The sequence below is a fragment of the Caballeronia sp. LZ032 genome, assembly GCF_031451315.1.
In the GTDB taxonomy this organism is placed as follows: Bacteria; Pseudomonadota; Gammaproteobacteria; order Burkholderiales; family Burkholderiaceae; genus Caballeronia.
Genome location: NZ_JARUXP010000004.1, coordinates 194,652 through 215,925 on the forward strand (window position 1 = coordinate 194,652; position 21,274 = coordinate 215,925).

Here is a 21,274-nt window from a genome sequence, read left to right on the forward strand (position 1 = left end):
TGCGTTGTTCATGTGGCTCGCATTCGCAACCATGGCGCGCGCACAGACGCCTTTGCCGGTCACGCAGATCGCACCGGGCAATTACGCGCACCGCGGCCATGATGCGCTCGCGACGCCCGCGAACGGCGGCGACATCGCGAACGTGGGCTTTGTCGTCGGGACGCGCTGTGTCGCCGTGATCGACACCGGCGGCACGCTCGCGGAAGGCCACGCTTTGCGCGCCGCCATCCGCCGGGTCACGCCGCTGCCGGTCTGCTATGTGATCAACACGCACATGCATCCGGATCACATCTTCGGCAATGCGGCGTTCAAGGACGATCATCCGCAGTTCGTCGGCAACGCGAGGCTGGCGCAGGCCGAAGCCGCACGCGCCGACAACTATCTGCGCGCGCTGCATCGAGAGCTCGGCGCGGCGGCGGAGGGCAGCGAGATCGTCCCGCCGACGCAGAGCATCCACGGCGAAGGGACGCTCGATCTGGGCGGCCGCACGTTGACCTTGCGCAGCTGGAAAACCGCGCATACCAACAACGACTTGACGGTATACGATGAGAAGAGCGGCACGCTGTGGACCGGCGACCTGCTGTTCGCCGGATGCATTCCGGTGGTGGACGGCAGCGTGATGGGCTGGCTGGACGACATCTCGCGCATTCGGCAGATGAAACCGCGTCATGTCGTGCCGGGTCACGGTCCGCTGGACCCACCCTGGCCGCAGGCGCTGGATGCCGAAGCGGACTATCTCGCCAGCCTGGCGCGCGATGTGCGTGCAGCCATCAAGCAAGGCGAGACGTTGCAGCAGGCGGTGGACAGTGTCGGTGTGGACGAACGCGGCAAGTGGCTCCTGTACGACGAATACCATCGCCGCAATGTGACAGCTGCTTATGCGGAACTGGAGTGGGAACAGTAGCGCTGCGGCGCACTGGAGGGACATCATGAAGACCGCAGGGTTTGGCGCTCGCTTCGTTTCGGCAGCGAGCTTCGCTTCCGCCGTGCTTGTTCCAATGCTTGTTTCAATATCGACACAGGCTGCGCAGCCCGACGACAACCCCGACAAGAACGCGCGCTGGCAGGACTTCAGGCAAGGCACCTTCAAGGACCGGACGATCGACCCTCACGGCGACGCGGTCATCAAGCTCGATGCACCCGCGCGCGCCGCCGATGCGTCGGTCGTGCCCATCGCGATCAACGCGCAGTTTCCGCAGACGCCGACGCATTACATCAAGGCGGTGTATCTCTTCATCGACGAAAATCCGGAGCCGTATGCGGGTTCGTTCGAGTTCACGCCGGAATCGGGCATCGCGACCATCGAGACGCGCGTGCGGGTCGAGGACTATACGTTCATGCGCGTCGTCGCCGAGACCAACGACGGCAAGCTCTACAGCGCGGTGCGTTTCGTGAAGGCATCGGGTGGCTGTTCCGCGCCCGCCGACAAGGACGACGACGCCGCCGAGCGCGCCGCCGGCGACGTCAGGCTGCGTACCGAAGGTGCGCCGGTGAGCGGCAAGCCCGAACTCGCGCAGGTGATGGTGCGTCATCCGAACCGCACCGGCATGGCGATGAACCAGATCACGCGCAACTACGCGTCGGCGTACTTCGTCCGCAAGGTGGCCGTCACGTATGCCGGCAAGCCCGTGATGACCGCCAACGTCAACTTCTCGATCAGCGAGAACCCCAACTTCCGCTTCTACTTCGTGCCGAGCGGCACGGGCGAGTTGCAGGCGCATATCGAAGACACGAAGAGCAAGTCATGGGATGGCGCCGTGGCGGTCAATGCCCAGCCCGGCAGCACACAGACCTCGGCGATGAAATGACGCGGCGCGGCTGGCATGCGCGTCTTCGTGCGTGGTTCGTCGGGTACTGGCTGCTCGCAGCGAGCGCGCTCGCGCAGGCGGCGCTGAGCGGCATGCCCGCGCCGGTTGCCATTGCGCCGGGCGTGTATGCATTCATCGGCGACAACGGCGCCGTGGCGCCCGCGAATCACGGCATCGTCGCGAACAATGGCTTCATTGTCGGGACGGATGGCGTGACGGTGATCGACACCGGACCGTCCTACCGCTATGGCCGCGCGATGCTCGAGGCGATCCGCAAGGTCACGCCGCTGCCGGTCAGGCGCGTCATCATCACGCACCAGGCGCCGGAGTTCGTGTTCGGCGCGGCAGCGTTTCGCGACCAGGGCGTGCCGATTCTCGCGCATGCCCGCGCGGCGCAGCTGATTCGCGAGCGCTGTTCGATCTGTCTGGCGAACCTGCGCAAGACACTCGGCGAAGACGAGATGGCCGGTTCGCGCGTGACCGTGCCCGATGAAACCGTCAACGGCACCACGGAGCTCGAAAGCGGCGGGCGCAAGCTGCAACTGCTGCATTTCGGGCCGGCCAGCACGCCCGGCGACCTCGCTGTACTCGATACCGAGACCGGCGTGCTCTTCGCGGGCGGGCTCGTATCGAACGGACGCATTCCCGAACTGCGCAACGAGCAGATTCCCGGCTGGCTCGCGGCGCTCGAAAACCTCCATGCGCTCGATCTGCATACCGTGGTTCCCGGCTTCGGGCCGCCCATGCCCGACGACGACATCCTGCAAACCGGCGTCTATCTGCGCGAACTCGATGCGGCGGTGAGGCAGGCCTACAAGAACGGCGTCGGCCTGACGGAGGCGATGCATACCGTGCAGGTCCCGGCGTTCCGCACCTGCAAGCTTTACGCGATCGCACAGCCGCAGAACGTGCAGCGCATCTATCTGCAACTCGAAAAGCAGTAGCACCTTCCGCCTGCTTTCCCGGCCGTACCAACCACAGGAGACATGACGATGGCCCAGCTCGTAGCGCTTTACAAGAAACCGTCCGACACGAAGGCATTCGATGATTACTATGTTTCGACCCACGCGCCGCTCGCGAAGACGCTACCGGGCCTGCGCAAGTATGAGGTGAGCACGGGGCCGGTGGCGGTGGCGTCGGGGGAATCGCCTTATCATCTCGTGGCGCTGCTGGAATTCGATTCGCTCGAAGCGATTCAAGGTGCGCTGGGTTCGGAGCAAGGGCAGAAGACGGCCGGCGATCTCGCCAACTTCGCGCAGGCGGGCGTCGATCTGCTGATGTTCGACACGAAGCCCGCCTGAGCCCGTCGAAGCTAATCGATGCGGCCGGAGGACGAATCGCCCGATTCGGCCTCCGGGTCCGCAAGGGTCAGATCCTCGCGGCGATGATTGATCGCCAGGAACACGCCCATGAGAACGAGAAAGGCAGCGACCAGCATCGTGGCGTTGACGAGCACGCGTTCGTAGCCCAGTTCCGAGACGTTGATGAACGGGTACGGATAGAAGTCTGAGAGACTGCCGCGCCATAGCGTAATGACGAGATAGCTGAGCGGATAGACGAGCCACAGCGCACAACGCCTGAGCGACAGGTGAAAGCGCGGCACGAACAGGAACCAGTACAACGCGGCGAGCGCCGGCACCACGGTGTGCAGCGATTCGTTGACAAGCGCGCGATAACCCGACGGTGTCCACAGATAGCGCAGCAGCGCGTTATACGCGATCCCCACGAAGACGATATACACGACGACCGCCGTCACGACAGTCGGCCGTCTGAAGAAACGCGCGACCGGAAAACGCGCTCGCGTGGCGACGCAGGTGAAGCAGAACGCCGTCAGCAGCACGGTCAGGTTCGTCAGGTAGCTGCTCATGCGCGCGACGCCATCCAGGACGGAGAAGCCGCGCCCGGCGAACCGCGCGATGGTGATGTCCGTCTGCGCCGCGAAGGCGAGCCACGCGATCATCGCGATGGTCGCGGCCACCGCAAGCGATGCCGTGCTGGGCGTGTTGAGCGGCAGATCGGGCTGGCGGGACTGAGGGGTGTCGGGGGGCATCGGCATGAAGTCATTCTACGTGCGCGCCGATGCCCTCGCAGCCGCGACCCTTACGCCAGCTTGAGCGCGGCGTCGCGCAGCGCGGTGCGCAGACCTTCCTCGACCACCGGATGGTAGAACGGCATGCGCAACATGTCGGCGACGGTGAGCTTCATTTGCAGCGCCCACGCCAGCAGATGCGCGATATGCTCCGCATCCGGCCCGATCCATTCGGCGCCGATGAATCGGCCGGTCGCACGCTCGGCATAGACATGCATGAGCCCGCGATTTCTCAGCATGACGCGGCTGCGTCCCTGATCCTCGAAGCTCACTTCGCCGGTGACGAACGATCCGGGCGCAAGGTCGGCATGACGTGCGCCGACCATCGCGATGCCGGGATCGGTGAAGGCGATCGCCAGCGGCGCGCGCCGTTCGAGGGGCTCGGCCTGCTCGTCCCGTGCAACACGCGCGGCATTGGCACCCGCCGCGCGGCCTTCGTCGGCGGCTTCGTGCAGCAAGGGCAGCACGCCGTTGGCATCGCCGGCGACGAACACCGGATGCGTACCTGCCTGCAAGGTCTGTGCATCGTAGACGGGCATGCCGTCGGCATCGAGTTCCAGCGATGTATCGCGAAGCCCGAGTCCGCCGATGTTCGGCTTGTGGCCGGCTGCAACCAGCACGTAATCGAACGTGTCTTCCAGCACTTCGCCCGTGTCCGATACATAACGCAGCCGAACTTCATCGCCTTCGCGCACCGCCGCCTGCACGTTCGCGCGCGGCTCGAAGCGGAAGGCCTCGCTGAAAGTCCGTTCCGCATAGGCGCGGATCGCGGGATCGGTCAGCGGACCCACACGTCCGCGCGCGCCGAGCACCGTCACCCGCACGCCGAGCCGTGCCAGCGCCTGCCCGAGTTCCAGCCCGATGACGCCCGCGCCGACCACGGCAACGCGCTTCGGCAGGTCATCCCAGGAGAAAACGTCGTCGTTGATGACGGCGCGGTCGCCGAGCGCGCGATACGTCGCGGGCATGACTGGGCTCGATCCGGTCGCGATGACGACGGCCTTCGCGTGAACCTTCGTATGCTCGCCGACCATCAGCCAGCGATCGTCGATGAAGCGCGCATAACCGGTCAGCTTGTCTTCGGCGGGGAGGGCATCGACGCCCTCGACCACGAAGCCGACGAAGCGATCCCGCTCACGCTTCACGCGTGCCATCACCGCATGGCCGTCGATGCGCACCGCGCCGTCCACATGCACGCCGAACGCGTCGCCGTGACGCGCATGATGCGCGGCATCGGCGGCTGCGATCAGCAGCTTCGACGGCATACAGCCGACGCGCGCACAGGTCGTCCCATGCGCGCCGCCTTCGATGAGAAGCGCCGTTGCACCCGCTGCCTTCGCCGCGCGGTACGCGGAAAGTCCCGCGCTGCCCGCGCCGATGATGGCGACATCCGTATGGATCGTGTTCATGATGGTGTCCCGAGAAATGTGTCCTGCTTCCATGGGTTCCATCATGGCGCGCACGCGTTGAAAGGTGAATGCTCGTTCGGATCGCATAGCGACTCGATCGTCTCAACACGATGTCCGCCCAAGTCATGTATTCATCTAGACGTCTCATGCGCGTCACCGGGACGTCACATCGGCTTCCTAGAATCTCCCGAACGTTTCAGCGTGCCCGTCCGGCGCGCGCCATCGAGGGAAGCTATGGACGCAATTCGCATCGAGCGTCTCACCAAGACGTTCAGGAGTGGCCGCAAGGCGCTGGATTCCGTGGATCTGCGCGTGCAGGAGGGCGAGATGGTCGCGCTGATCGGCGCGTCGGGATCGGGAAAATCCACGCTGCTGCGGCATATCGCCGGTTTTACGGCATCCGACCCCGCGCCGTCGCACGTCACCTTGCTCGGCCGGCCGATCCAGCAGAACGGCAAGATCGTGCGCGAAGTGCGTTCGATTCGCCGCGACGTCGCTTTCGTATTCCAGCAGTTCAATCTGGTCGGACGCCTCACGGTGCTGACCAACGTGCTGATCGGCGCGCTGTCCCGCGTGTCGTTGTGGCGCCGGCTTACGGGCCGCTTTCCGCGCGGCGAGCGCAGCTTCGCACTGGAATCGCTGACCGCGATGGGCATCGGCGAGCACGCGCTGGAACGCGCCAGCAATCTTTCCGGCGGTCAGCAGCAGCGTGCCGCGCTGGCCCGCGCGCTGGTGCAGCGTGCGCGCATCGTGCTCGCGGACGAGCCGATCGCGTCGCTCGATCCCGAATCGGCGCGCCGCGTGATGGACCTGATGCAGTCGCTCAATCGCGAGCATGGCCTGACGGTCGTGGTGTCGCTGCATCAGATCGATGTCGCCATGAAGTACTGCCCGCGCACCATCGCGCTGCGCGACGGCCGCGTGGTGTTTGACGGCGCCTCCGAGCGCCTGACGCCGCCGGTGCTGCGCGAGCTGTACGGCGCGTCGGCGGATGAACTGCTGACGACGCAGCGCGCCTCACAGGAACGCACAGAGGCACAGCCGTCTGAAGCGACCGATCAACGCGCACATGCCTCGCCGGTGTTCGCATCGGCGGCCGGCTCCTGAAGTTCGAACTAACCTCTTCTCTGGATCGCACCATGAAAGCAGCCCGTTTCATCCTGGCTGGCGCCGCGCTTGCCTGTCTCCTGACGCAGCCCGTTATGGCCGATACGATCAACTTCGGCATCATCTCGACAGACTCGTCCGCCGCGCTCAAGCAACGCTGGCAGCCGCTCATCGACGATCTCAACAAGCAGACCGGCCTCGACGTGAAGGCCTACTTCGCGACCGACTACGCCGGCATCATCGAAGCCATGCGTTTCAACAAGGTGCAGATCGGCTTTTTCGGCAATGCTTCGGCGATCGAAGCCGTGGATCGGTCGAACGGCGAAGTCTTCGCGAAGGTGAAGTACAAGAACGGCGAGGCGGGCTACTACTCACTGCTCATCACGAACGCCAACAGCAAGTGGAAGTCGCTCGACCAGGTGCTGAAGAACACGAAGGACATCAACCTCGGTTTCGGCGATCCCAACTCGACGTCGGGCACGCTGGTGCCGTCGTACTATCTGTTCGCGAAGAACGGCATCAACGCGAAGACGGCCTTCAAGAGTGTGCTGCCGTCGAGCCACGAGGCAAACATGCTTGCGGTGGTCAACGACAAGGTGGACGTCGCGACCAACAACACCGACATGCTCGATACCATCAAGACCCAGCATCCCGAGCTGTATCCGAAGGTGCGGGTGCTGTGGAAGTCGCCGCTGATTCCGTCGGATCCGCTGGTGTGGCGCCGTGATCTGCCGCAGGCCACGAAGGACAAGCTGCGTACCTTCTTCGATCACTACGCGCAGAAGGATCCGCACGAGCAGCAGGTCATCAACGCAATCTCCGGCTATGCGGGCTTCGCCGATTCTTCGGACGCGCAGCTCGTGCCGATCCGCCAGATGGCGCTGTTCCAGAAGAAGCAGCAGATCCAGAACAACGCCAATCTCGACGACGCCGACAAGAAGGCCCAGGTTGCCGCGCTCGACCAGAAGATCGCCGCGCTCGACAACCCGGCGGCGAAGTAAATGAAGCCGCTCGACGTCACCACGTTCGAGGCCGGCATCGCGCGTCCCGCGCATACGGCGGCGGGAAAGCGCAGCTGGATGTCGATGTTCGGCTGGATCGCCGTCGTGGCCGTGCTCGGCCTGTCCTGGCACAGCGCTGACATGCGTCCGCTGGATCTGCTCGGCGCATCGGGCAACATGAGCCAGTTCGCGCGCGACTTCTTCCCGCCCGACTTCACCGAATGGCGCACGTATGTGCAGGAGATGATCGTGACGCTCGCGGTCGCGGTGTGGGGCACGGCGCTCGCGCTGGTCTGCGCCGTGCCGTGCGGGCTGCTGTCGGCGCAAAACATCGCGCCCGTCTGGATCTCGCAACCCGTGCGCCGCCTGATGGACGCGTGCCGCGCGATCAACGAGATGGTTTTCGCGATGCTGTTCATCGTCGCGGTGGGGCTCGGGCCGTTCGCGGGCGTGCTCGCGCTGTGGGTGCACACGACGGGTGTGCTCGCCAAGCTGTTCGCGGAAGCGGTCGAAGCTGTCGATGCACGCCCCGCCGAAGGCGTGCGCGCCACCGGTGCGAGCAGTCTCGATGAAATCATCTACGGCGTGCTGCCGCAGGTCTTGCCGTTGTGGATCTCGTTTGCGCTGTATCGCTTCGAGTCGAACGTGCGCTCGGCGATGGTCGTCGGCATGGTCGGCGCGGGCGGGATCGGCGTCGTGCTGTACGAAGCGATCCGCTCGTTCAATTATGCGCAGACGGCGGCGGTGATGCTGATCGTGATCGTCATCGTGTCGCTGATCGATCTCGTGTCGGGCTGGGTGCGGGAGCGGGTGATCTGAGGCGCTTCTGCTGAACGCGCAATCGACTCATGGTTTGAGTCGATTGCGCGTCCAATCGCTTCATGAGCCTTACTGATTCGACTCAAGATTCGAGTCGAATAGTGAGGCTAATCGCCTCAAAGCCCATCCAGCGCCATGTCATCGCCTTCATCGCTCATCTCGCAAGCCCCCACGTGGCCTGGCATGCATTACGACGCCGTTCGCACAGGCGGCGAGCTGGCCCGCGCGCACCGGATTCAAGGCATCGTTGAAGGCAAGCTGGCGGGTCTGCGCTTCGACCAGCGCCTCGAACTCACCGCCGAAGCCTGGAGCCAGGATGCTGTCGCGACGGCCGCCATCGAGGGCGAGCGCATCGATCTCGCCGCCGTGCGCTCGTCCGTGGCACGGCGCCTGGGCGTCGGGAAGCAGGATGGCCCCAACGCGCCTCGAAACATCGAAGGCCTGCTCGACATCATGGATGATGCCGTGCTGAAAAGAAACGCTCCGCTTACGCATGATCGTTTATGTGCGTGGCAGGCGGCGCTTTTTCCGACCGGTTACTCGGGCATGGTCAAGTTTCGGGTCGGGGCATACCGCGAACATGCCGAGCCGATGCAGATCGTCAGCGGGCAAGTCGGACGCGAACGGGTCCACTATGAAGCACCTTCATCGGCCCGCGTTCCAGCGGAAATGCAAACGTTCCTGGAGTGGTTCAACGCAAAGACCGAGCACGACACGCTGGTCAAGGCTGCGCTCGCTCACCTGTGGTTCGAAACGATTCATCCCTTTGAGGACGGGAATGGCCGCATTGGCCGCGTACTCATCGACCTTGTACTGGCGCGGGACAGCGGCGAGGTCAGCCGCCTGATCCGGACCTCACAGCGCTTGCTCGACAAGCGACGCGACTACTACGAGCAACTCGAACGCGCGCAGCACGGCGATCTCGACGTCACCGAATGGGTCCTGTGGTTCGTGGAACAAGTGCGGGTGTCCTGCGAGGAAGCGTCGACTGCCGTGGATGCCGCGCTTCAGAAAGCCATTTTCTGGATGAATCATCAGGACAAGGTACTCACGACCCGGCAGCGCACAGTCGTCAACCTGTTGTTCGATGCCGGTCCTGAGGGTTTCGAGGGAGGCATGAGCACCAGGAAGTACGAGAGCATCGGCGGCACCTCGCGGGCCACGGCCTCGCGTGAACTCATCGAACTCGAGGAGATGGCGCTACTGCGAAAGGTCGGCGCAGGTCGTTCGACGCGCTACTACCTGAACATTCCGGGGTGGGGCCCGGAAGACACGGCCCTCGCATAGACGCCCTCTCACCCTTGGCCGCCCGATGGTTCAAACGTGACTGCCAAGCGTGAGCACGTCGAGAAACTGCGCGCCGGCATCCGCGAGCATGCCCGAGTTGTCGATCGTGACGAGGTTCGCCTGCGGGGGAAGGGCGAACGCAGGACGCCGCGCAAGACGCGCCTCGATCTGCCGTGCGTCTTCACGGCCGCGCCGTGCGAGGCGGGCGGCCAGCACGGCGGGCGTGGCATCGATATGCACGAACTGCGCGTGCGGATAGCGTTCGAGAGCAAGCCCCGCGTGCTGGCGCGAGCCGTTCACCACCACCGGCATGCCGCGCGCGAGCCACGCATCGAGTTCGATGCCGATGCCGTAGCGCAGTCCGAGGCTCTCCCAATGCATCGCGAACAAGCCATACGAAAGCCGCGAGGTGAATTCGTCATGCGTGAGCGCGATGTGATTCTCGCCGTCCGCGACGGCGCGCGTGATATAGCGATGCGCGAACATCACCCGCGTCCCGACGCGTTCGCGCGCAAAGCCGAGCAGCGAGTCCTTGCCCGCGCCCGACGGTCCCATCACGTAGATCAGTTTCGTGCTGTCCACTCCGCTCATGCTCCATCCTGTACGTTGTTGAACGGCAGGCGCTGCCACAGCATGAACGGCGCGCCCGGCTCCGGTTCGACGAAGAGCGCCGCGCCATGGACCGGCAGTGCGCCCAGCGTATCGATGCGCCGCGTCCAGTCCGACACGACCGCGTCACGCCGGCCGGCATCATCGAGCGAATCGGAGAGCGTCATGTGAAAGCGATATTCGTCGAACACGTACGGGTAGCCCCATTCACGCAGCAGTTCGATCTGCCGGGCGCTCATGCCTTCCGTGATGCGCCGCTCGATGTTCTCGTGCGAAGGCCGCTTGCGCAGCGGCGCCAGCGCGATGAGCGCGTCGCCGGCGAGTGCGCGCAGCGTGGCGTCGTCGTGCGGGGTGGCGGGACGCAGCGCGGCGAAGCGGCCGAGCGCTTCGGCGCGCACCGCCATCTCGAAGCGCGGCACCGTGCCGGCCCAGGCCCGCGCCGAGGCAAGCACATCCGCGAGTTCGACACCGGGCGCCATGTGAAAGGGCGCGACGAGCGTGGCGTGCCAGCCGTAGCGGCGCGGCGCGTGCGTGACGTCGTGCGCGGGAGTCGCGCTCTCGCGGCCGCTTTCGGGATCGCGCCCGAGCCATTCGCAACCTTCGCGCCACCATGCGGACGATGCAGGCGGCGCGTAATACAGCGCCACGCGGGGGTGGCGGGCATGCACCTGCGCGACGATCATGAGCCGTGCTCGACCATCAGTTGCACGCGGTCTGCCGCGAAGTGCGTGAAGCCGTACTTGATCGGCACGCCTCCCTCGTCGACATCGACGTTCTCGACCCACAGCACCGGCTGCTGGCGGTTGATCTGCAAACGCCGCGCTACTTCCGACGAAGGCAGCACGCTGCCGATACGGCTCCACTTGCGCATGTAATCCTTCACGCCAAACTGTTCGAGCGCGGCGCTCACGCCGCCCGCGGCATCGATGGCGTCCGGCAAGCCGTTGAAGCGCGCCGCCGGATACCAGTTGCGCGCGTAGGTCATCGGGATGCCATCGGAATCGTGGCGCGTTTCGATCTGATAGACCAGCGTGCCGGCGCGCACGCAGAGCGCCTTGGCCACGGTCGGATCCGCCTTCACGCGGTCCGAAGTCAGCACGACGCCGGCGGAGGTGTGCTTCTGGCTGCGCAGGTTTTCGGTGAAGCGCGTGCGCCGGCCAATCTGGTAGTCGATGGCGCCCGGCTGCACGAAGGTGCCGCGCCCCTGTTCGACGCTGACGAGGCCAGTGGCCGCCAGCCTGAGCATGGCGCGGCGCACGGTATGACGATTCACGTCGAAACGCCGCGCGAGTTCGGCCTCGCTCGGCAGGCGGCCTTCCTCGCCGAAGCTCTTGGCCGCGATCTCCGCGGCGAGGATCTGCTCGATCTGCCGCCACACCGAGACCCCCGCGCCGCGTTCGACCGCATGCCCGGGAGCGTTGCTGTCGTGGATTGCGTTCGATGTCATGTCGCTGTCATTCCGGTACGTTTGAATATCGTTCTCTGGATTGTAGTGCGCAACTCGTGATGGAAATGTGAAATCCCCTCCACACGACCAAACGTCTAGACGACTAGATCAGACAACGAGTAGCATGCGACGGCCGAATCCTTCCCGACATGAGGAACGCAATGAGTACTTCAATGGAGCCGCACGACGCCGGCAACCGCCGCGCCTGGATGGCGGTGCTGGCGCGCACGTCGCGCGATGCGCTGAAGCAGGCGCTGGAAGCGGCGCTCGACGGTGCGCCGCTGCCTGACTATGAATGGCTGCGCGCGCCGGACATCGGCCTGGCGATGGTGCGCGGGCGCATCGGCGGCACGGGCGACGCGTTCAATCTCGGCGAAGCCACCGTCACGCGCGCCACGCTGCGTCTGCGCACCGCCGGCGGCCATGCGCCGGTGGGCGTCGCAGTCCACATGGGCCGCGACAAGGAGCGGGCGACGCTCGCCGCGCTCGCCGATGCGCTGTTGCAGACGCCTTCCCACGGGGCGCGCCTGCAGACGCGTTTGATCGAGCCGCTGGCCGCGCGTATTGCCGACGAACGGCGCCGCAAGGAAGCGGAAGCGGCGGCGACCAAGGTCGAATTCTTCACGATGGTGAGAGGCGAATGATGCAGATCGACATGACCACGCTCGTGCCCGGTTTCAACGATCCCGTACACGATGCGCAACGTGTGTTCCGCGCGTTGCTGGATGCACTGTCGCGTCCCGGCAGTGTGCTCGCGATCGATGCCGCGCTGCCGGACAATCACGCGATGCGCGACGCGCTTGCCGGGCGCGTGCCGCTGGCGGCGTTCGCCGCGTTGCTGGCGCTGGCGGATTATTCGACGCCGGTGTTCGTCGAGCGCGAAGATTCGGTGCTCGGCGACGCGCTGCGCTTCCATGCGAGCGCGCCGCTCACACGCGACCGCCGCGCGGCTGCGTTCGCCTATATCGACGACGCGCGCAACATGCCATCGCTCGATGCGTTCTCGCACGGCGACCCCGAGACGCCCGAAACGTCGGCGACGCTGTTCATCCGCGTGCCGTCGCTGACGGAAGGCGAGCCGCTCGTATGGAGCGGTCCGGGCATCGCGCAGACGCGTACGGTCGGCATCGCGGGTCTGCCGCCTGGGTTCTGGCGCGAACGTGCGGCGCTCGCCGCGCTGTTTCCCTGCGGCATCGACTGTTGCTTTGTCGCGGGCGGCTCGCTGATCGGGCTGCCGCGCACGACTCACGTGGAGGTGAACTGATGTACGTCGCGGTCAAGGGTGGCGAACGCGCCATCGAACGTTCATGGGACGTACTCGCGAAGCAGCGCCGCGGCGATCTCGCCGTGCCCGAGTTGTCCGTCGCGCAGATACGCGAGCAGATGCGGCTGGCCGTGGCGCGCGTGATGACCGAAGGCTCGGTCTACGACGAGGACCTCGCGGCGCTCGCCATCAAGCAGGCAGCCGGCGATCTGGTGGAGGCGATTTTCCTGCTGCGCGCCTATCGCACGACGCTGCCGCGCTTCGGCTACACGCTGCCAGTGAATACCGAGGCAATGTGCGTCGAGCGCCGCATCTCGGCGGCGTTCAAGGATATTCCGGGCGGGCAGATGCTCGGCGGCACCTACGATTACACGCAACGTCTGCTCGACTTCACCTTGCTCGCCGAAGGCGAACCGGTTAGCGATGCAACTATTCCCGCGAAGACGGCATCGGTGGACGCCATGCCGCGCGTGCTGTCGATGCTCGACAAGGAAGGGCTGATCGAACAGGAACGCGTGCGGGAGAACGCGCCGGAACCGGGCGACCTGTCGCGCGAGCCGCTGTCGTTTCCCGCCGATCGCCCGACGCGTCTGCAAAATCTGGCACGCGGCGACGAAGGCTTCCTGCTGGCGGTCGGCTACGCGACGCAGCGCGGCTACGCGCACAGCCATCCGTTCGCGGGCGAGATCCGGCATGGCGAAGTCGCGGTGGAAATGCACATCGACGAACTGGGCTTTGCAGTGGAGATCGGCGACATCGACATCACCGAGTGCCAGATGATCAACCAGTTCGCGGGCAGCGGCGAGGTGCCGCCGGCCTTCACGCAAGGCTATGGACTCGCGTTCGGCCACTCGGAGCGCAAGGCGATGGCCATGGCGCTGGTGGACCGCGCCCTGCGCGCGCAGGAGCTGGGTGAAACGGTCGGCTCGCCGACCCAGGATCCCGAGTTCGTGCTGTATCACAGCGACAACGTCGAGGCGTCCGGCTTCGTGCAGCATCTGAAGCTGCCGCATTACGTCGACTTCCAGTCCGAGCTCGAACTGCTGCGCCGCCTGCGCGCGGCGCATGGCAAGGACGACCATCAGGAGCATGCGGCATGAACGCGCTGACCGAAGGCTATAACTTCGCCTATCTCGACGAGCAGACCAAGCGCATGATCCGCCGCGCGCTGCTCAAGGCCGTGGCGGTGCCGGGTTACCAGGTGCCGTTCGCGTCACGCGAAATGCCGCTGCCGTACGGCTGGGGTACGGGCGGCCTGCAGGTGACCTCGGCGATCATCGGCGCGCGCGATACGCTCAAGGTGATCGACCAGGGCTCCGACGAAACCACCAACGCCGTGAACATCCGCCGCTTCTTCGCGCGCACGGCGGGCGTGGCGACCACGACGCGCACCGCCGACGCCAGCATCGTGCAGACGCGTCACCGCATTCCCGAGACGCCGCTGACGGAGCAGCAGATCCTGGTCTATCAGGTGCCGATGCCCGAGCCGCTGTACCGGCTGGAACCGCGTGTGACCGAGTGCAGGAAGCTGCACGCGCTCGCGGACTACGGCCTCATCAACGTGAAATACTACGAGGACATCGTGCAGCATGGCAGCATCGCGACGACCTACGACTATCCGGTGATGGTGAACGATCGCTATCTGACGTCGCCCTCGCCGATCCCGAAGTTCGACAACCCGAAGATGCACATGAACCCCGCGCTGCAACTGTTTGGCGCGGGCCGCGAACGGCGCATCTATGCCATTCCGCCTTATACGAAGGTGAAGAGCCTCGACTTCGAAGACCATCCGTTCAGCGTGCAGAAGTGGGAGCATGCCTGCGCATTGTGCGGTTCGCGCGAAAGCTTCCTCGACGAGATGATCGTCGACGATCAGGGCGCGCGCATGTTCGTCTGTTCCGACAGTGACTTCTGCCACAGCCGGCGCGATGAGTCGGACAACGCGTCCGGCAACGAGGAGGCGCCCCAGTGAACGCATTGCTGAAAGCCACGCGCCTCACGAAGCGCTATGACGGACGCGGCGGCTGCGTCGACGTCGATCTCGAAGTCCGTGCGGGTGAAGTGCTGTGCATCGTCGGCGAATCGGGTTCGGGCAAGTCCACCTTGCTGAACGCGCTCGCGTTGCGCAGCGGCATCGATGGCGGCGCGCTCGCCTACACCACGCGCGAAGGCGAAACGCTCGACCTGCTCACGCTCGCCGAACCGCGCCGCCGCCTGCTGTCGCGCACCGAATGGGGCTTCGTGCACCAGAACGCACGCGATGGACTGCGGCGCAACGTGTCGGCGGGGGCCAACATCGGCGAGCCGCTGATGGCCATCGGCGCACGGCATTACGGGCGCCTGCGCGAGACCTCGGCTGACTGGATGCAGCGCGTCGAACTCGATGCCGCGCGCATCGACGAACTGCCTTCGGCGTTTTCCGGCGGCATGCAGCAACGCCTGCAGATCGCGCGTAATCTGGTGACGGGCCCGCGTCTCGTGTTCATGGACGAACCCACCGCCGGCCTCGACGTCTCCGTGCAGGCGCGCCTGCTCGACCTGCTGCGCACGCTCACCAGCAAGCTGCATCTGGCGGCCGTGATCGTCACGCATGATATCGGCGTGGCACGGTTGCTCGCGCATCGCCTGATGGTGATGAAGGACGGGCGCGTGGTGGAGAGCGGCCTGACCGACCAGGTGCTCGACGATCCGCAACATCCCTATACTCAGACGCTTGTCGCGTCCGTGCTGCCCGTTTGAGGTACGACAGATGACCACGAATGACTTCGTCACTCACGACCGGCTGATGCTCCAGGCACGCGGCATCGAGAAGACTTTCACGCTGCATCAACAGGGCGGGGCGCGCATTGCCGCGCTGGCGGGCGTGTCGCTGGATGTCGCGCGCGGCGAGTGCGTCGTGCTCGCGGGCGCGTCCGGCGCGGGCAAGAGCACCTTCCTGCGCTGCATGTATGGCAACTATCTCGCGACGCGCGGCACCATCGCCATTCGCGACGACAGTCAGCCGTCGCGTCACGTGATGCTGACGAGCGCCGAGCCGCACGAGATCCTGCGTCTGCGCAACACGACCCTGGGCTATGTGAGTCAGTTCCTGCGCGCAATCCCGCGTGTGAGCGCACTCGATCTCGTCGCGGAGCCGCTGGTGTCGCGCGGCATCGAGGAGGAGGCGGCGCGCGTGCGTGCGCGCGGCCTGCTCGAACGGCTCAACGTGCCGCGCCGGCTGTGGAACCTCGCGCCCGCGACGTTTTCGGGCGGCGAGCAGCAGCGCGTGAACATCGCGCGCGGCTTGATCGCAGCGCATCCGCTGCTGTTGCTCGACGAACCCACCGCGTCGCTCGATGCCGAAAACCGCGACGTGGTCGCGGACCTGATCGTCGAGGCGCGCGAGCAGGGCGCCGCGATCGTCGGCATCTTTCATGACGAGGACACGCGTGCGCGCGTCGCGACCCGCATCGTGCGGCTCGAGAGCGCTGCCGCCGCATCCGTTCAAACCGATTCCGGAGTGTTGCAGACATGCTGATCAAGAATGCGCGCATCGTGACGCGCGACGAGGACTTCACGGGCACCGTGCGGATCGAGGACGGGCTGATCGCGGAGATCGCGCCGGGCAACACGGCCGCGCGCGACGCCGAGGACTGGGACGGCGACTATCTGCTGCCGGGTTTCGTCGAACTGCACACGGACAACATCGAGAAGCATCTGGCGCCGCGTCCGGGCGTGCTGTGGAATCCCGAAGCCGCGATCATCGTGCATGACGCGCAAGTGGCGTCGGCAGGCATCACGACCGTGTTCGACGCGCTGGGCGTCGGCTCGCGTCCGGAAGACGGCGTGCGCGGCCGCGAATTGCAGGTGCAGTGCGCGCAGTCGATCGGCAAGTTCGTCGAGCGCGGCGTGCTGCGCGCCGATCATTTCCTGCATCTGCGCTGCGAAGTGGGCACGACGGACGTTGTCGAGGTCTTCGATTCGCTGAGCGCGCATCCGCTCTTCCGGCTCGCCTCGGTGATGGATCACACGCCCGGGCAGCGGCAATGGCAGGACCACGAGAAGTGGCGCAAGTATCAGGAACGCCACGGCAAGTGGAGCGACGAGCACGCGAACAAGATCCTCGCCGAATTGGCCGAGCATCAGGCGCGCTATGCGGCGAAGCATCGCGGGGAGATTGTCGAGCGCTGCAAGACGCTCGGCATCTCGCTCGCGAGCCACGACGACACGCTCGTGGAGCATGTCGAGGAAGCCGCACGTGATGGCATCGCGCTCGCTGAATTCCCGACCACGCTGGACGCCGCGCGCGCGGCTCGCGAGCACGGCATCGCGACGATCATGGGCGCGCCGAACGTGGTGCGCGGCGGATCGCACTCGGGCAATGTCTCCGCGCTCGATCTGGCGCGCGAGGGGCTGCTGGACATCCTGTCGTCGGACTATGTACCGTCGAGCCTGCTGATCGCCGTGTTCGATCTGGTCGCGAAGGCGGGCTGGTCGCTGCCGCGTGCGGTCGCGACGGTTTCCTGGGCGCCCGCGCATGCGGCGGGGCTGACGGACCGCGGCGCCATCGCCCTCGGAGCGCGCGCCGATCTCGTGCGCGTAGCTTCGGTGGACGGCGTGCAAGTGCCGCGCGAAACCTGGCGCGCCGGACGACGCGTGGCCTGAGCCCGGCGCTTCATTCCTGACAGCCTCACGTCAGCACGCCGTCATACGCGGGTAAGCCCGCGTTGACGGCGTGCGCTCTTCTTCAGTACCCTCGCTGGCGAGTTCGCTGTGAGAATCGGTGTTCGCGTAACGAACATTCTTGGTTATTCGCTAGCAGAAGCGCAATCGGTGCCGGGCCATGAATCGCGAGCCGCCCGCGCCCAATCTGACAAAGGGAATGAAGTGAGCAGAAGTCCTGCCGTGAACGTCCAGACGTTCATCAACGACCATCCGTTCTCGCCGTTTCAGTGGCTCATCTTCGGGATGTGCTTCGTGATCGTGCTGCTGGACGGTTTCGATACCGCGGCGATCGGTTTCATTGCGCCCTCGCTGGTGGCCGAATGGCATATCAGCCGTCCGGCGCTGGCGCCGGTCCTGAGCGCGGCGCTGTTCGGCCTCGCAGCGGGTGCGCTCCTGTCGGGGCCGCTCTCCGACAAGCTGGGCCGCCGCGCGATGCTGCTTTCGTCCGTGCTGATCTTCGGCGTCGCGTGCCTGGCTTCGTCGTTCGCGGCGGACCTGACGCAACTCACTGCGTTGCGCTTCGTCACCGGCCTGGGTCTGGGCGCGGCCATGCCGAACGCCGTCACGATGATGAGCGAGTTCTGCCCCGACAACCGCCGCGCCACGCTGATCAACCTGATGTTCTGCGGCTTTCCGCTGGGTGCGGCGTTCGGCGGGTTTCTCGCGGCGTGGATGATCCCGCACTTCGGCTGGCGCAGCGTGCTGCTGCTTGGCGGCATCGCGCCGCTGGTGCTCTCGGTGCTGTTGATCGCGACGCTGCCGGAGTCGGTGCGCTACATGGTGGCGAAGGCTCGGCCGGTCGAGAAGATTCGCGCCACGCTTGCGCGCATCTCGGTGGACGCGATGCAGGCCGGTTCGTTCTTCATGACCGAGAAGGCGCCCGCCGCCGCCGGGCAGAGCGGCATGAGCGTGGTGCTGTCGCGCTCGTACATCGTCGGCTCGGTGATGCTGTGGGTCACGTATTTCATGGGCCTCGTGATCTTCTACGCGTCCATCAACTGGATGCCGATCCTGCTCAAGGAATCGGGCCTCGCGCCGCAGACCGCGACGCTGATCTCCGCGCTGTTCCCGCTCGGCGGCGTCGGCGCCGTGCTGTGCGGCGTGCTGATGGACAAGTTCAACGCGAACCGCATCATCGCCGTGTGCTATGTGCTGACCGCTGTAAGCGTGTATCTGATCGGTCAGGCAGTGGGCAACGTGGGACTGCTCGTGCTGGTCGTGTTCGTCGCGGGCGTGCTGATGAACACCGCGCAATCGTCGATGCCCGCGCTCGCCGCCGCCTTCTATCCCACTCAGGGACGCGGCACCGGCGTGGCATGGATGCTGGGCATCGGGCGCTTTGGCGGGATCGCGGGATCGTTTCTCGTTGCCGAGCTGACGCGCCTGCATTTCAGCTTCGGCGGCATTTTCGCGACCATCGCCGTGGCGGGTCTGATTTCCGCTGTCGCGTTGTTCATCAAGCAGGCCGCGCATCCGCAGACGGCCATGGCAAATGAACTGGACTCCACGGAGCCCGCCGGACATTGACGGATGTGAGTTCTGCATGAGTGAACGCCCCGCGTGATGCGAGTCACGCGGGGCGTTTTGTTTGGGTAGCGCGCGTTGCAATCCGCCTTCTGTTTGCCGCTGCCGTGAGCGAAACGTCAGACCGTGGCATAGCGTGTGCTGACTCCTGAGATGCGACCGGCCGTCGGGTGCAGCGTTCCGACGGCCAGCAGGCATGACACGCCGCAAGAATCGCATTCCGACAATCGTCATCAGGAGCTTTCGATATGAAACGTTTTGCCCTTACCACTGCTGCCGGTGCCTTCGCTCTCGTGTGCGCATCCGCTTTCGCGCAGGACAATCCGCCGAGCTCGAGCACGGGCCTGCAAGCCGGCGACAACGCCCAGACCACCACGCAGCCGGCTCATTCGATGTCGCATTCGCACAAGTCCTCATCGCATTCGAAGAAGATGCAAAAGAGCCCGATGGCAGCGGGCCCGTCCACCGAGCCGGGCGGCACCGCCACGCCGAGCGGTCCGGGTGCGCCGGTCACTGCGAGCGGCTCGGGCAAGTAACCTGCGCCGAAAAGCACAACGGGACGCCGCGCGGCGTCCCGTTGCGTTTGATGGCGTCCGACACTCAACGGATGAACGTGCCCAGTCCGTCCGCATCGTAGTATTCGAGCGTCACGCGATCGCTCGAAAACGAAGCCTTCGAGATGGAACCTGGATTGGCATTCTCGTTGACGAGCGTGAACGTGAAGACGTCGCCGTCCCAGTGCGAGAGCGTGAGCGTCAACGGACGCGGCCCGATGACGATGACAAGCGCGCCATTCTGCTCGCTGACCTGGATCGGCCCGAAGTAGTCGTTCTGGTAAGTGCCGGTATAGGTGGACAACGCTCGCGCCGGCAGCGGTGCCGCGGGCGGCGTCGCGCCCACGAGCGAGCCGCTCGGCTTGGCGAGGGACGCCAGCGCATCGTTGTAGAGCTTGAACCAGTCGCGCTGGATCGAGCCGGTCTGCACGATGTCGAAGAACTGCTGGTTGAGCGCTTCCGCGACGCCGATCGGAAACGCATTCGTCAACGTGACAATGGCCAGATTCGTCGATGGCACGACCATGAAGTTGGTCGCCGCCCCCAGCGCGAATGCGCCCGAGTGACTGTACGACGGCCGTCCCGCGCTCGTCGTTCCCACGTTGAGACCATAACCGTAGTAGCCAGCCGGATCGCCGCCGCCGGGCGGAGAACTCTGCACCTGCGCGGTGGTGGCGGCCGCGAGCGCTGCGGCATCGACGATGCGCTTGCCGTTGAAGACGCCCGCGCCGAGCATCATCGCGAGCCACTTCGCCATGTCGTTGACCGACGAACTCACGCCGCCCGCCGGCGATTGCGGATCGGGCATCGTGCCCGTGCCCTGCACCCACGCATTGCCCACCTTGACGTGCCCGAGAGCGCGGTTCGGGCGCGCGATGAAATCGGCGTATCGGGAACTGGTGCTGCTCATGCCGAGCGGTTGATACAGCACGTTGTCGGACAGCGTTTCCCAGTCGATGCCCGCCGCCGTCGCAACGGCCTGCGCCGCCGCCGTGAGCCCGAAGTTGGTATAGAAGTACGAATGACGGAACGGATGCAGCGGCAAATAGCGCAGCCGTTGCAACACGTCCATGCGCCCATAGCCCATGTCTTCCAGCGTGTCGCCCGCGTGATCGGGCAGGCCGGACTGGTGCGAGTAAAGATCGCCGATGGTCACGGCCGCGCTGACCTCTTCATCCGACAACGTGAACCACGGCAATTGCGCGCGCACCGGCGTATTCCATGCAATCGAGCCGGTGCCGACCTGACGCGCGACCACCGCCGCGCCCACCGACTTCGAGACCGACGCGAGCTGGAACACGGTGTCCGCATCGACCGCCTGGCCCGAACCCACGAGCCGCGTGCCGAAGCCCTTGGCGTAGACCGTCTGCGTGCCGCGCACGACCGCGACCGCCATGCCGGGAATGCCGGTGGCGGTCATCAGGTTGTTGGCGAGGGTATCGAGTTGGGCGAGCGCGGCGTTGACCTGCGCATCCGGCACGGGGCCGGTCGGGTTACTGCCGGAAGAAGTGGCTGCGCCGGAATCGTCGGAATCCGAACCGCCGCATGCCGCGATCGTGCTGCACAGCGCCGCGCCGAGAAAGCGTCGGCGTCCTTGCAAAGGTTCCATACACGCGTCTCCTCGTTATCGTTACCACTGTCGCGCTCAGTGC

The 21,274-nt window shown here is 65.6% G+C and carries 23 protein-coding genes; 17 read left to right on the plus strand and 6 right to left on the minus strand.

Going from position 1 to position 21,274, the window contains the following annotated elements:
• Positions 1-10 precede the first annotated feature (10 nt).
• From QCE69_RS28880 to QCE69_RS28895, 4 genes are read left to right on the plus strand one after another with little or no spacing between them, the layout of a single operon-like run.
• The gene (locus tag QCE69_RS28880; protein WP_309934380.1) at positions 11-904 is read left to right on the plus strand and encodes a quinoprotein relay system zinc metallohydrolase 2; all 894 of its coding nucleotides are present in this window, start codon (positions 11-13) and stop codon (positions 902-904) included.
• 25 nt (positions 905-929) lie between these two features.
• Positions 930-1,808, plus strand: coding sequence for a quinoprotein dehydrogenase-associated SoxYZ-like carrier (locus tag QCE69_RS28885; RefSeq protein ID WP_309934382.1), 879 nt, complete (start codon positions 930-932; stop codon positions 1,806-1,808).
• Entirely contained in the window at positions 1,805-2,752 is a 948-nt protein-coding gene (locus tag QCE69_RS28890) for an MBL fold metallo-hydrolase (protein WP_309925622.1), read from the plus strand. Before QCE69_RS28885 ends, QCE69_RS28890 begins: the two co-directional genes overlap by 4 nt.
• Positions 2,753-2,800: 48 nt before the next feature.
• A complete protein-coding gene (locus QCE69_RS28895) occupies positions 2,801-3,109 on the plus strand; it encodes an EthD family reductase (protein WP_309925625.1) in 309 nt (102 codons plus the stop codon).
• Positions 3,110-3,120: 11 nt separating this feature from the next.
• Here QCE69_RS28895 and QCE69_RS28900 read toward each other — a convergent pair whose 3' ends face one another.
• Both QCE69_RS28900 and QCE69_RS28905 read right to left on the minus strand, forming a co-directional pair.
• On the minus strand, positions 3,121-3,858 hold the full coding sequence (locus QCE69_RS28900; protein WP_404987782.1) for a Pr6Pr family membrane protein: 738 nt from the start codon (positions 3,856-3,858) through the stop codon (positions 3,121-3,123).
• A gap of 50 nt (positions 3,859-3,908) precedes the next feature.
• The gene (locus QCE69_RS28905; RefSeq protein ID WP_309934385.1) at positions 3,909-5,306 is read right to left on the minus strand and encodes a dihydrolipoyl dehydrogenase; all 1,398 of its coding nucleotides are present in this window, start codon (positions 5,304-5,306) and stop codon (positions 3,909-3,911) included.
• Positions 5,307-5,540: 234 nt separating this feature from the next.
• Between QCE69_RS28905 and phnC the strand changes: the two genes are divergently transcribed.
• The 4 genes from phnC to QCE69_RS28925 all read left to right on the plus strand — a co-directional run bounded on the left by phnC (position 5,541) and on the right by QCE69_RS28925 (position 9,520).
• Positions 5,541-6,413, plus strand: a complete 873-nt coding sequence (phnC, locus tag QCE69_RS28910) for a phosphonate ABC transporter ATP-binding protein (RefSeq protein ID WP_309934387.1) — start codon at positions 5,541-5,543, stop codon at positions 6,411-6,413.
• A gap of 32 nt (positions 6,414-6,445) precedes the next feature.
• The gene (gene phnD / locus QCE69_RS28915; protein ID WP_309925632.1) at positions 6,446-7,414 is read left to right on the plus strand and encodes a phosphonate ABC transporter substrate-binding protein; all 969 of its coding nucleotides are present in this window, start codon (positions 6,446-6,448) and stop codon (positions 7,412-7,414) included.
• A gap of 78 nt (positions 7,415-7,492) precedes the next feature.
• Complete coding sequence (gene phnE / locus QCE69_RS28920; RefSeq protein WP_309821162.1) at positions 7,493-8,233, plus strand: phosphonate ABC transporter, permease protein PhnE; 741 nt, start codon at positions 7,493-7,495, stop codon at positions 8,231-8,233.
• A gap of 135 nt (positions 8,234-8,368) precedes the next feature.
• Positions 8,369-9,520: a Fic family protein gene (locus QCE69_RS28925; RefSeq protein ID WP_309934390.1), complete on the plus strand. Its 1,152-nt coding sequence runs from the start codon at positions 8,369-8,371 to the stop codon at positions 9,518-9,520.
• 30 nt (positions 9,521-9,550) lie between these two features.
• On the opposite strand, the gene phnN is transcribed toward QCE69_RS28925, so the two are convergent.
• From phnN to phnF, 3 genes are read right to left on the minus strand one after another with little or no spacing between them, the layout of a single operon-like run.
• Positions 9,551-10,111: a phosphonate metabolism protein/1,5-bisphosphokinase (PRPP-forming) PhnN gene (phnN, locus tag QCE69_RS28930; protein WP_309934392.1), complete on the minus strand. Its 561-nt coding sequence runs from the start codon at positions 10,109-10,111 to the stop codon at positions 9,551-9,553.
• Positions 10,108-10,812, minus strand: a complete 705-nt coding sequence (locus tag QCE69_RS28935) for a DUF1045 domain-containing protein (RefSeq protein WP_309934394.1) — start codon at positions 10,810-10,812, stop codon at positions 10,108-10,110. Before QCE69_RS28935 ends, phnN begins: the two co-directional genes overlap by 4 nt.
• Positions 10,809-11,576 carry a phosphonate metabolism transcriptional regulator PhnF gene (gene phnF / locus QCE69_RS28940; RefSeq protein ID WP_309925640.1) on the minus strand — a complete coding sequence of 256 codons (768 nt, stop codon included), beginning with the start codon at positions 11,574-11,576 and terminating at the stop codon, positions 10,809-10,811. The genes QCE69_RS28935 and phnF overlap by 4 nt, the downstream gene beginning before the upstream one ends.
• Positions 11,577-11,737: 161 nt before the next feature.
• On the opposite strand from phnF, the gene phnG reads away from it, so the two are divergent.
• The 9 genes from phnG to QCE69_RS28985 all read left to right on the plus strand — a co-directional run bounded on the left by phnG (position 11,738) and on the right by QCE69_RS28985 (position 19,604).
• On the plus strand, positions 11,738-12,220 hold the full coding sequence (phnG, locus tag QCE69_RS28945) for a phosphonate C-P lyase system protein PhnG (protein WP_309925641.1): 483 nt from the start codon (positions 11,738-11,740) through the stop codon (positions 12,218-12,220).
• Entirely contained in the window at positions 12,217-12,840 is a 624-nt protein-coding gene (gene phnH, locus QCE69_RS28950) for a phosphonate C-P lyase system protein PhnH (protein ID WP_309819299.1), read from the plus strand. Before phnG ends, phnH begins: the two co-directional genes overlap by 4 nt.
• A complete protein-coding gene (locus QCE69_RS28955) occupies positions 12,840-13,940 on the plus strand; it encodes a carbon-phosphorus lyase complex subunit PhnI (protein WP_309934396.1) in 1,101 nt (366 codons plus the stop codon). The genes phnH and QCE69_RS28955 overlap by 1 nt, the downstream gene beginning before the upstream one ends.
• On the plus strand, positions 13,937-14,812 hold the full coding sequence (locus QCE69_RS28960) for an alpha-D-ribose 1-methylphosphonate 5-phosphate C-P-lyase PhnJ (RefSeq protein WP_309934398.1): 876 nt from the start codon (positions 13,937-13,939) through the stop codon (positions 14,810-14,812). The genes QCE69_RS28955 and QCE69_RS28960 overlap by 4 nt, the downstream gene beginning before the upstream one ends.
• Positions 14,809-15,579, plus strand: coding sequence for a phosphonate C-P lyase system protein PhnK (gene phnK / locus QCE69_RS28965; RefSeq protein WP_309819302.1), 771 nt, complete (start codon positions 14,809-14,811; stop codon positions 15,577-15,579). The genes QCE69_RS28960 and phnK overlap by 4 nt, the downstream gene beginning before the upstream one ends.
• Positions 15,580-15,589: 10 nt before the next feature.
• A complete protein-coding gene (phnL, locus tag QCE69_RS28970) occupies positions 15,590-16,357 on the plus strand; it encodes a phosphonate C-P lyase system protein PhnL (protein ID WP_309934400.1) in 768 nt (255 codons plus the stop codon).
• A complete protein-coding gene (locus QCE69_RS28975) occupies positions 16,351-17,484 on the plus strand; it encodes an alpha-D-ribose 1-methylphosphonate 5-triphosphate diphosphatase (protein ID WP_309934402.1) in 1,134 nt (377 codons plus the stop codon). Before phnL ends, QCE69_RS28975 begins: the two co-directional genes overlap by 7 nt.
• 222 nt (positions 17,485-17,706) lie before the next feature.
• Positions 17,707-19,071: an MFS transporter gene (locus QCE69_RS28980; RefSeq protein ID WP_309934403.1), complete on the plus strand. Its 1,365-nt coding sequence runs from the start codon at positions 17,707-17,709 to the stop codon at positions 19,069-19,071.
• Between the two features lie 245 nt (positions 19,072-19,316).
• Entirely contained in the window at positions 19,317-19,604 is a 288-nt protein-coding gene (locus tag QCE69_RS28985) for a hypothetical protein (RefSeq protein ID WP_309925654.1), read from the plus strand.
• 64 nt (positions 19,605-19,668) lie between these two features.
• Here the strand turns inward: QCE69_RS28985 and QCE69_RS28990 are convergent, their stop codons facing one another.
• Positions 19,669-21,231, minus strand: a complete 1,563-nt coding sequence (locus QCE69_RS28990) for a serine hydrolase (RefSeq protein ID WP_309934404.1) — start codon at positions 21,229-21,231, stop codon at positions 19,669-19,671.
• Positions 21,232-21,274 lie beyond the last annotated feature (43 nt).

Excerpts from the sequence above, each read along its gene's own strand:
- QCE69_RS28880 (WP_309934380.1), top strand. The coding sequence starts at position 11 with ATGTGGCTCGCATTCGCAACCATGGCGCGCGCACAGACGCCTTTGCCG.
- QCE69_RS28885 (WP_309934382.1), top strand. The coding sequence starts at position 930 with ATGAAGACCGCAGGGTTTGGCGCTCGCTTCGTTTCGGCAGCGAGCTTC.
- QCE69_RS28890 (WP_309925622.1), top strand. The coding sequence starts at position 1,805 with ATGACGCGGCGCGGCTGGCATGCGCGTCTTCGTGCGTGGTTCGTCGGG.
- QCE69_RS28895 (WP_309925625.1), top strand. The coding sequence starts at position 2,801 with ATGGCCCAGCTCGTAGCGCTTTACAAGAAACCGTCCGACACGAAGGCA.
- QCE69_RS28900 (WP_404987782.1), bottom strand. The coding sequence starts at position 3,858 with ATGCCCCCCGACACCCCTCAGTCCCGCCAGCCCGATCTGCCGCTCAAC.
- QCE69_RS28905 (WP_309934385.1), bottom strand. The coding sequence starts at position 5,306 with ATGAACACGATCCATACGGATGTCGCCATCATCGGCGCGGGCAGCGCG.
- phnC (WP_309934387.1), top strand. The coding sequence starts at position 5,541 with ATGGACGCAATTCGCATCGAGCGTCTCACCAAGACGTTCAGGAGTGGC.
- phnD (WP_309925632.1), top strand. The coding sequence starts at position 6,446 with ATGAAAGCAGCCCGTTTCATCCTGGCTGGCGCCGCGCTTGCCTGTCTC.
- phnE (WP_309821162.1), top strand. The coding sequence starts at position 7,493 with ATGTCGATGTTCGGCTGGATCGCCGTCGTGGCCGTGCTCGGCCTGTCC.
- QCE69_RS28925 (WP_309934390.1), top strand. The coding sequence starts at position 8,369 with ATGTCATCGCCTTCATCGCTCATCTCGCAAGCCCCCACGTGGCCTGGC.
- phnN (WP_309934392.1), bottom strand. The coding sequence starts at position 10,111 with ATGAGCGGAGTGGACAGCACGAAACTGATCTACGTGATGGGACCGTCG.
- QCE69_RS28935 (WP_309934394.1), bottom strand. The coding sequence starts at position 10,812 with ATGATCGTCGCGCAGGTGCATGCCCGCCACCCCCGCGTGGCGCTGTAT.
- phnF (WP_309925640.1), bottom strand. The coding sequence starts at position 11,576 with ATGACATCGAACGCAATCCACGACAGCAACGCTCCCGGGCATGCGGTC.
- phnG (WP_309925641.1), top strand. The coding sequence starts at position 11,738 with ATGAGTACTTCAATGGAGCCGCACGACGCCGGCAACCGCCGCGCCTGG.
- phnH (WP_309819299.1), top strand. The coding sequence starts at position 12,217 with ATGATGCAGATCGACATGACCACGCTCGTGCCCGGTTTCAACGATCCC.
- QCE69_RS28955 (WP_309934396.1), top strand. The coding sequence starts at position 12,840 with ATGTACGTCGCGGTCAAGGGTGGCGAACGCGCCATCGAACGTTCATGG.
- QCE69_RS28960 (WP_309934398.1), top strand. The coding sequence starts at position 13,937 with ATGAACGCGCTGACCGAAGGCTATAACTTCGCCTATCTCGACGAGCAG.
- phnL (WP_309934400.1), top strand. The coding sequence starts at position 15,590 with ATGACCACGAATGACTTCGTCACTCACGACCGGCTGATGCTCCAGGCA.
- QCE69_RS28975 (WP_309934402.1), top strand. The coding sequence starts at position 16,351 with ATGCTGATCAAGAATGCGCGCATCGTGACGCGCGACGAGGACTTCACG.
- QCE69_RS28985 (WP_309925654.1), top strand. The coding sequence starts at position 19,317 with ATGAAACGTTTTGCCCTTACCACTGCTGCCGGTGCCTTCGCTCTCGTG.
- QCE69_RS28990 (WP_309934404.1), bottom strand. The coding sequence starts at position 21,231 with ATGGAACCTTTGCAAGGACGCCGACGCTTTCTCGGCGCGGCGCTGTGC.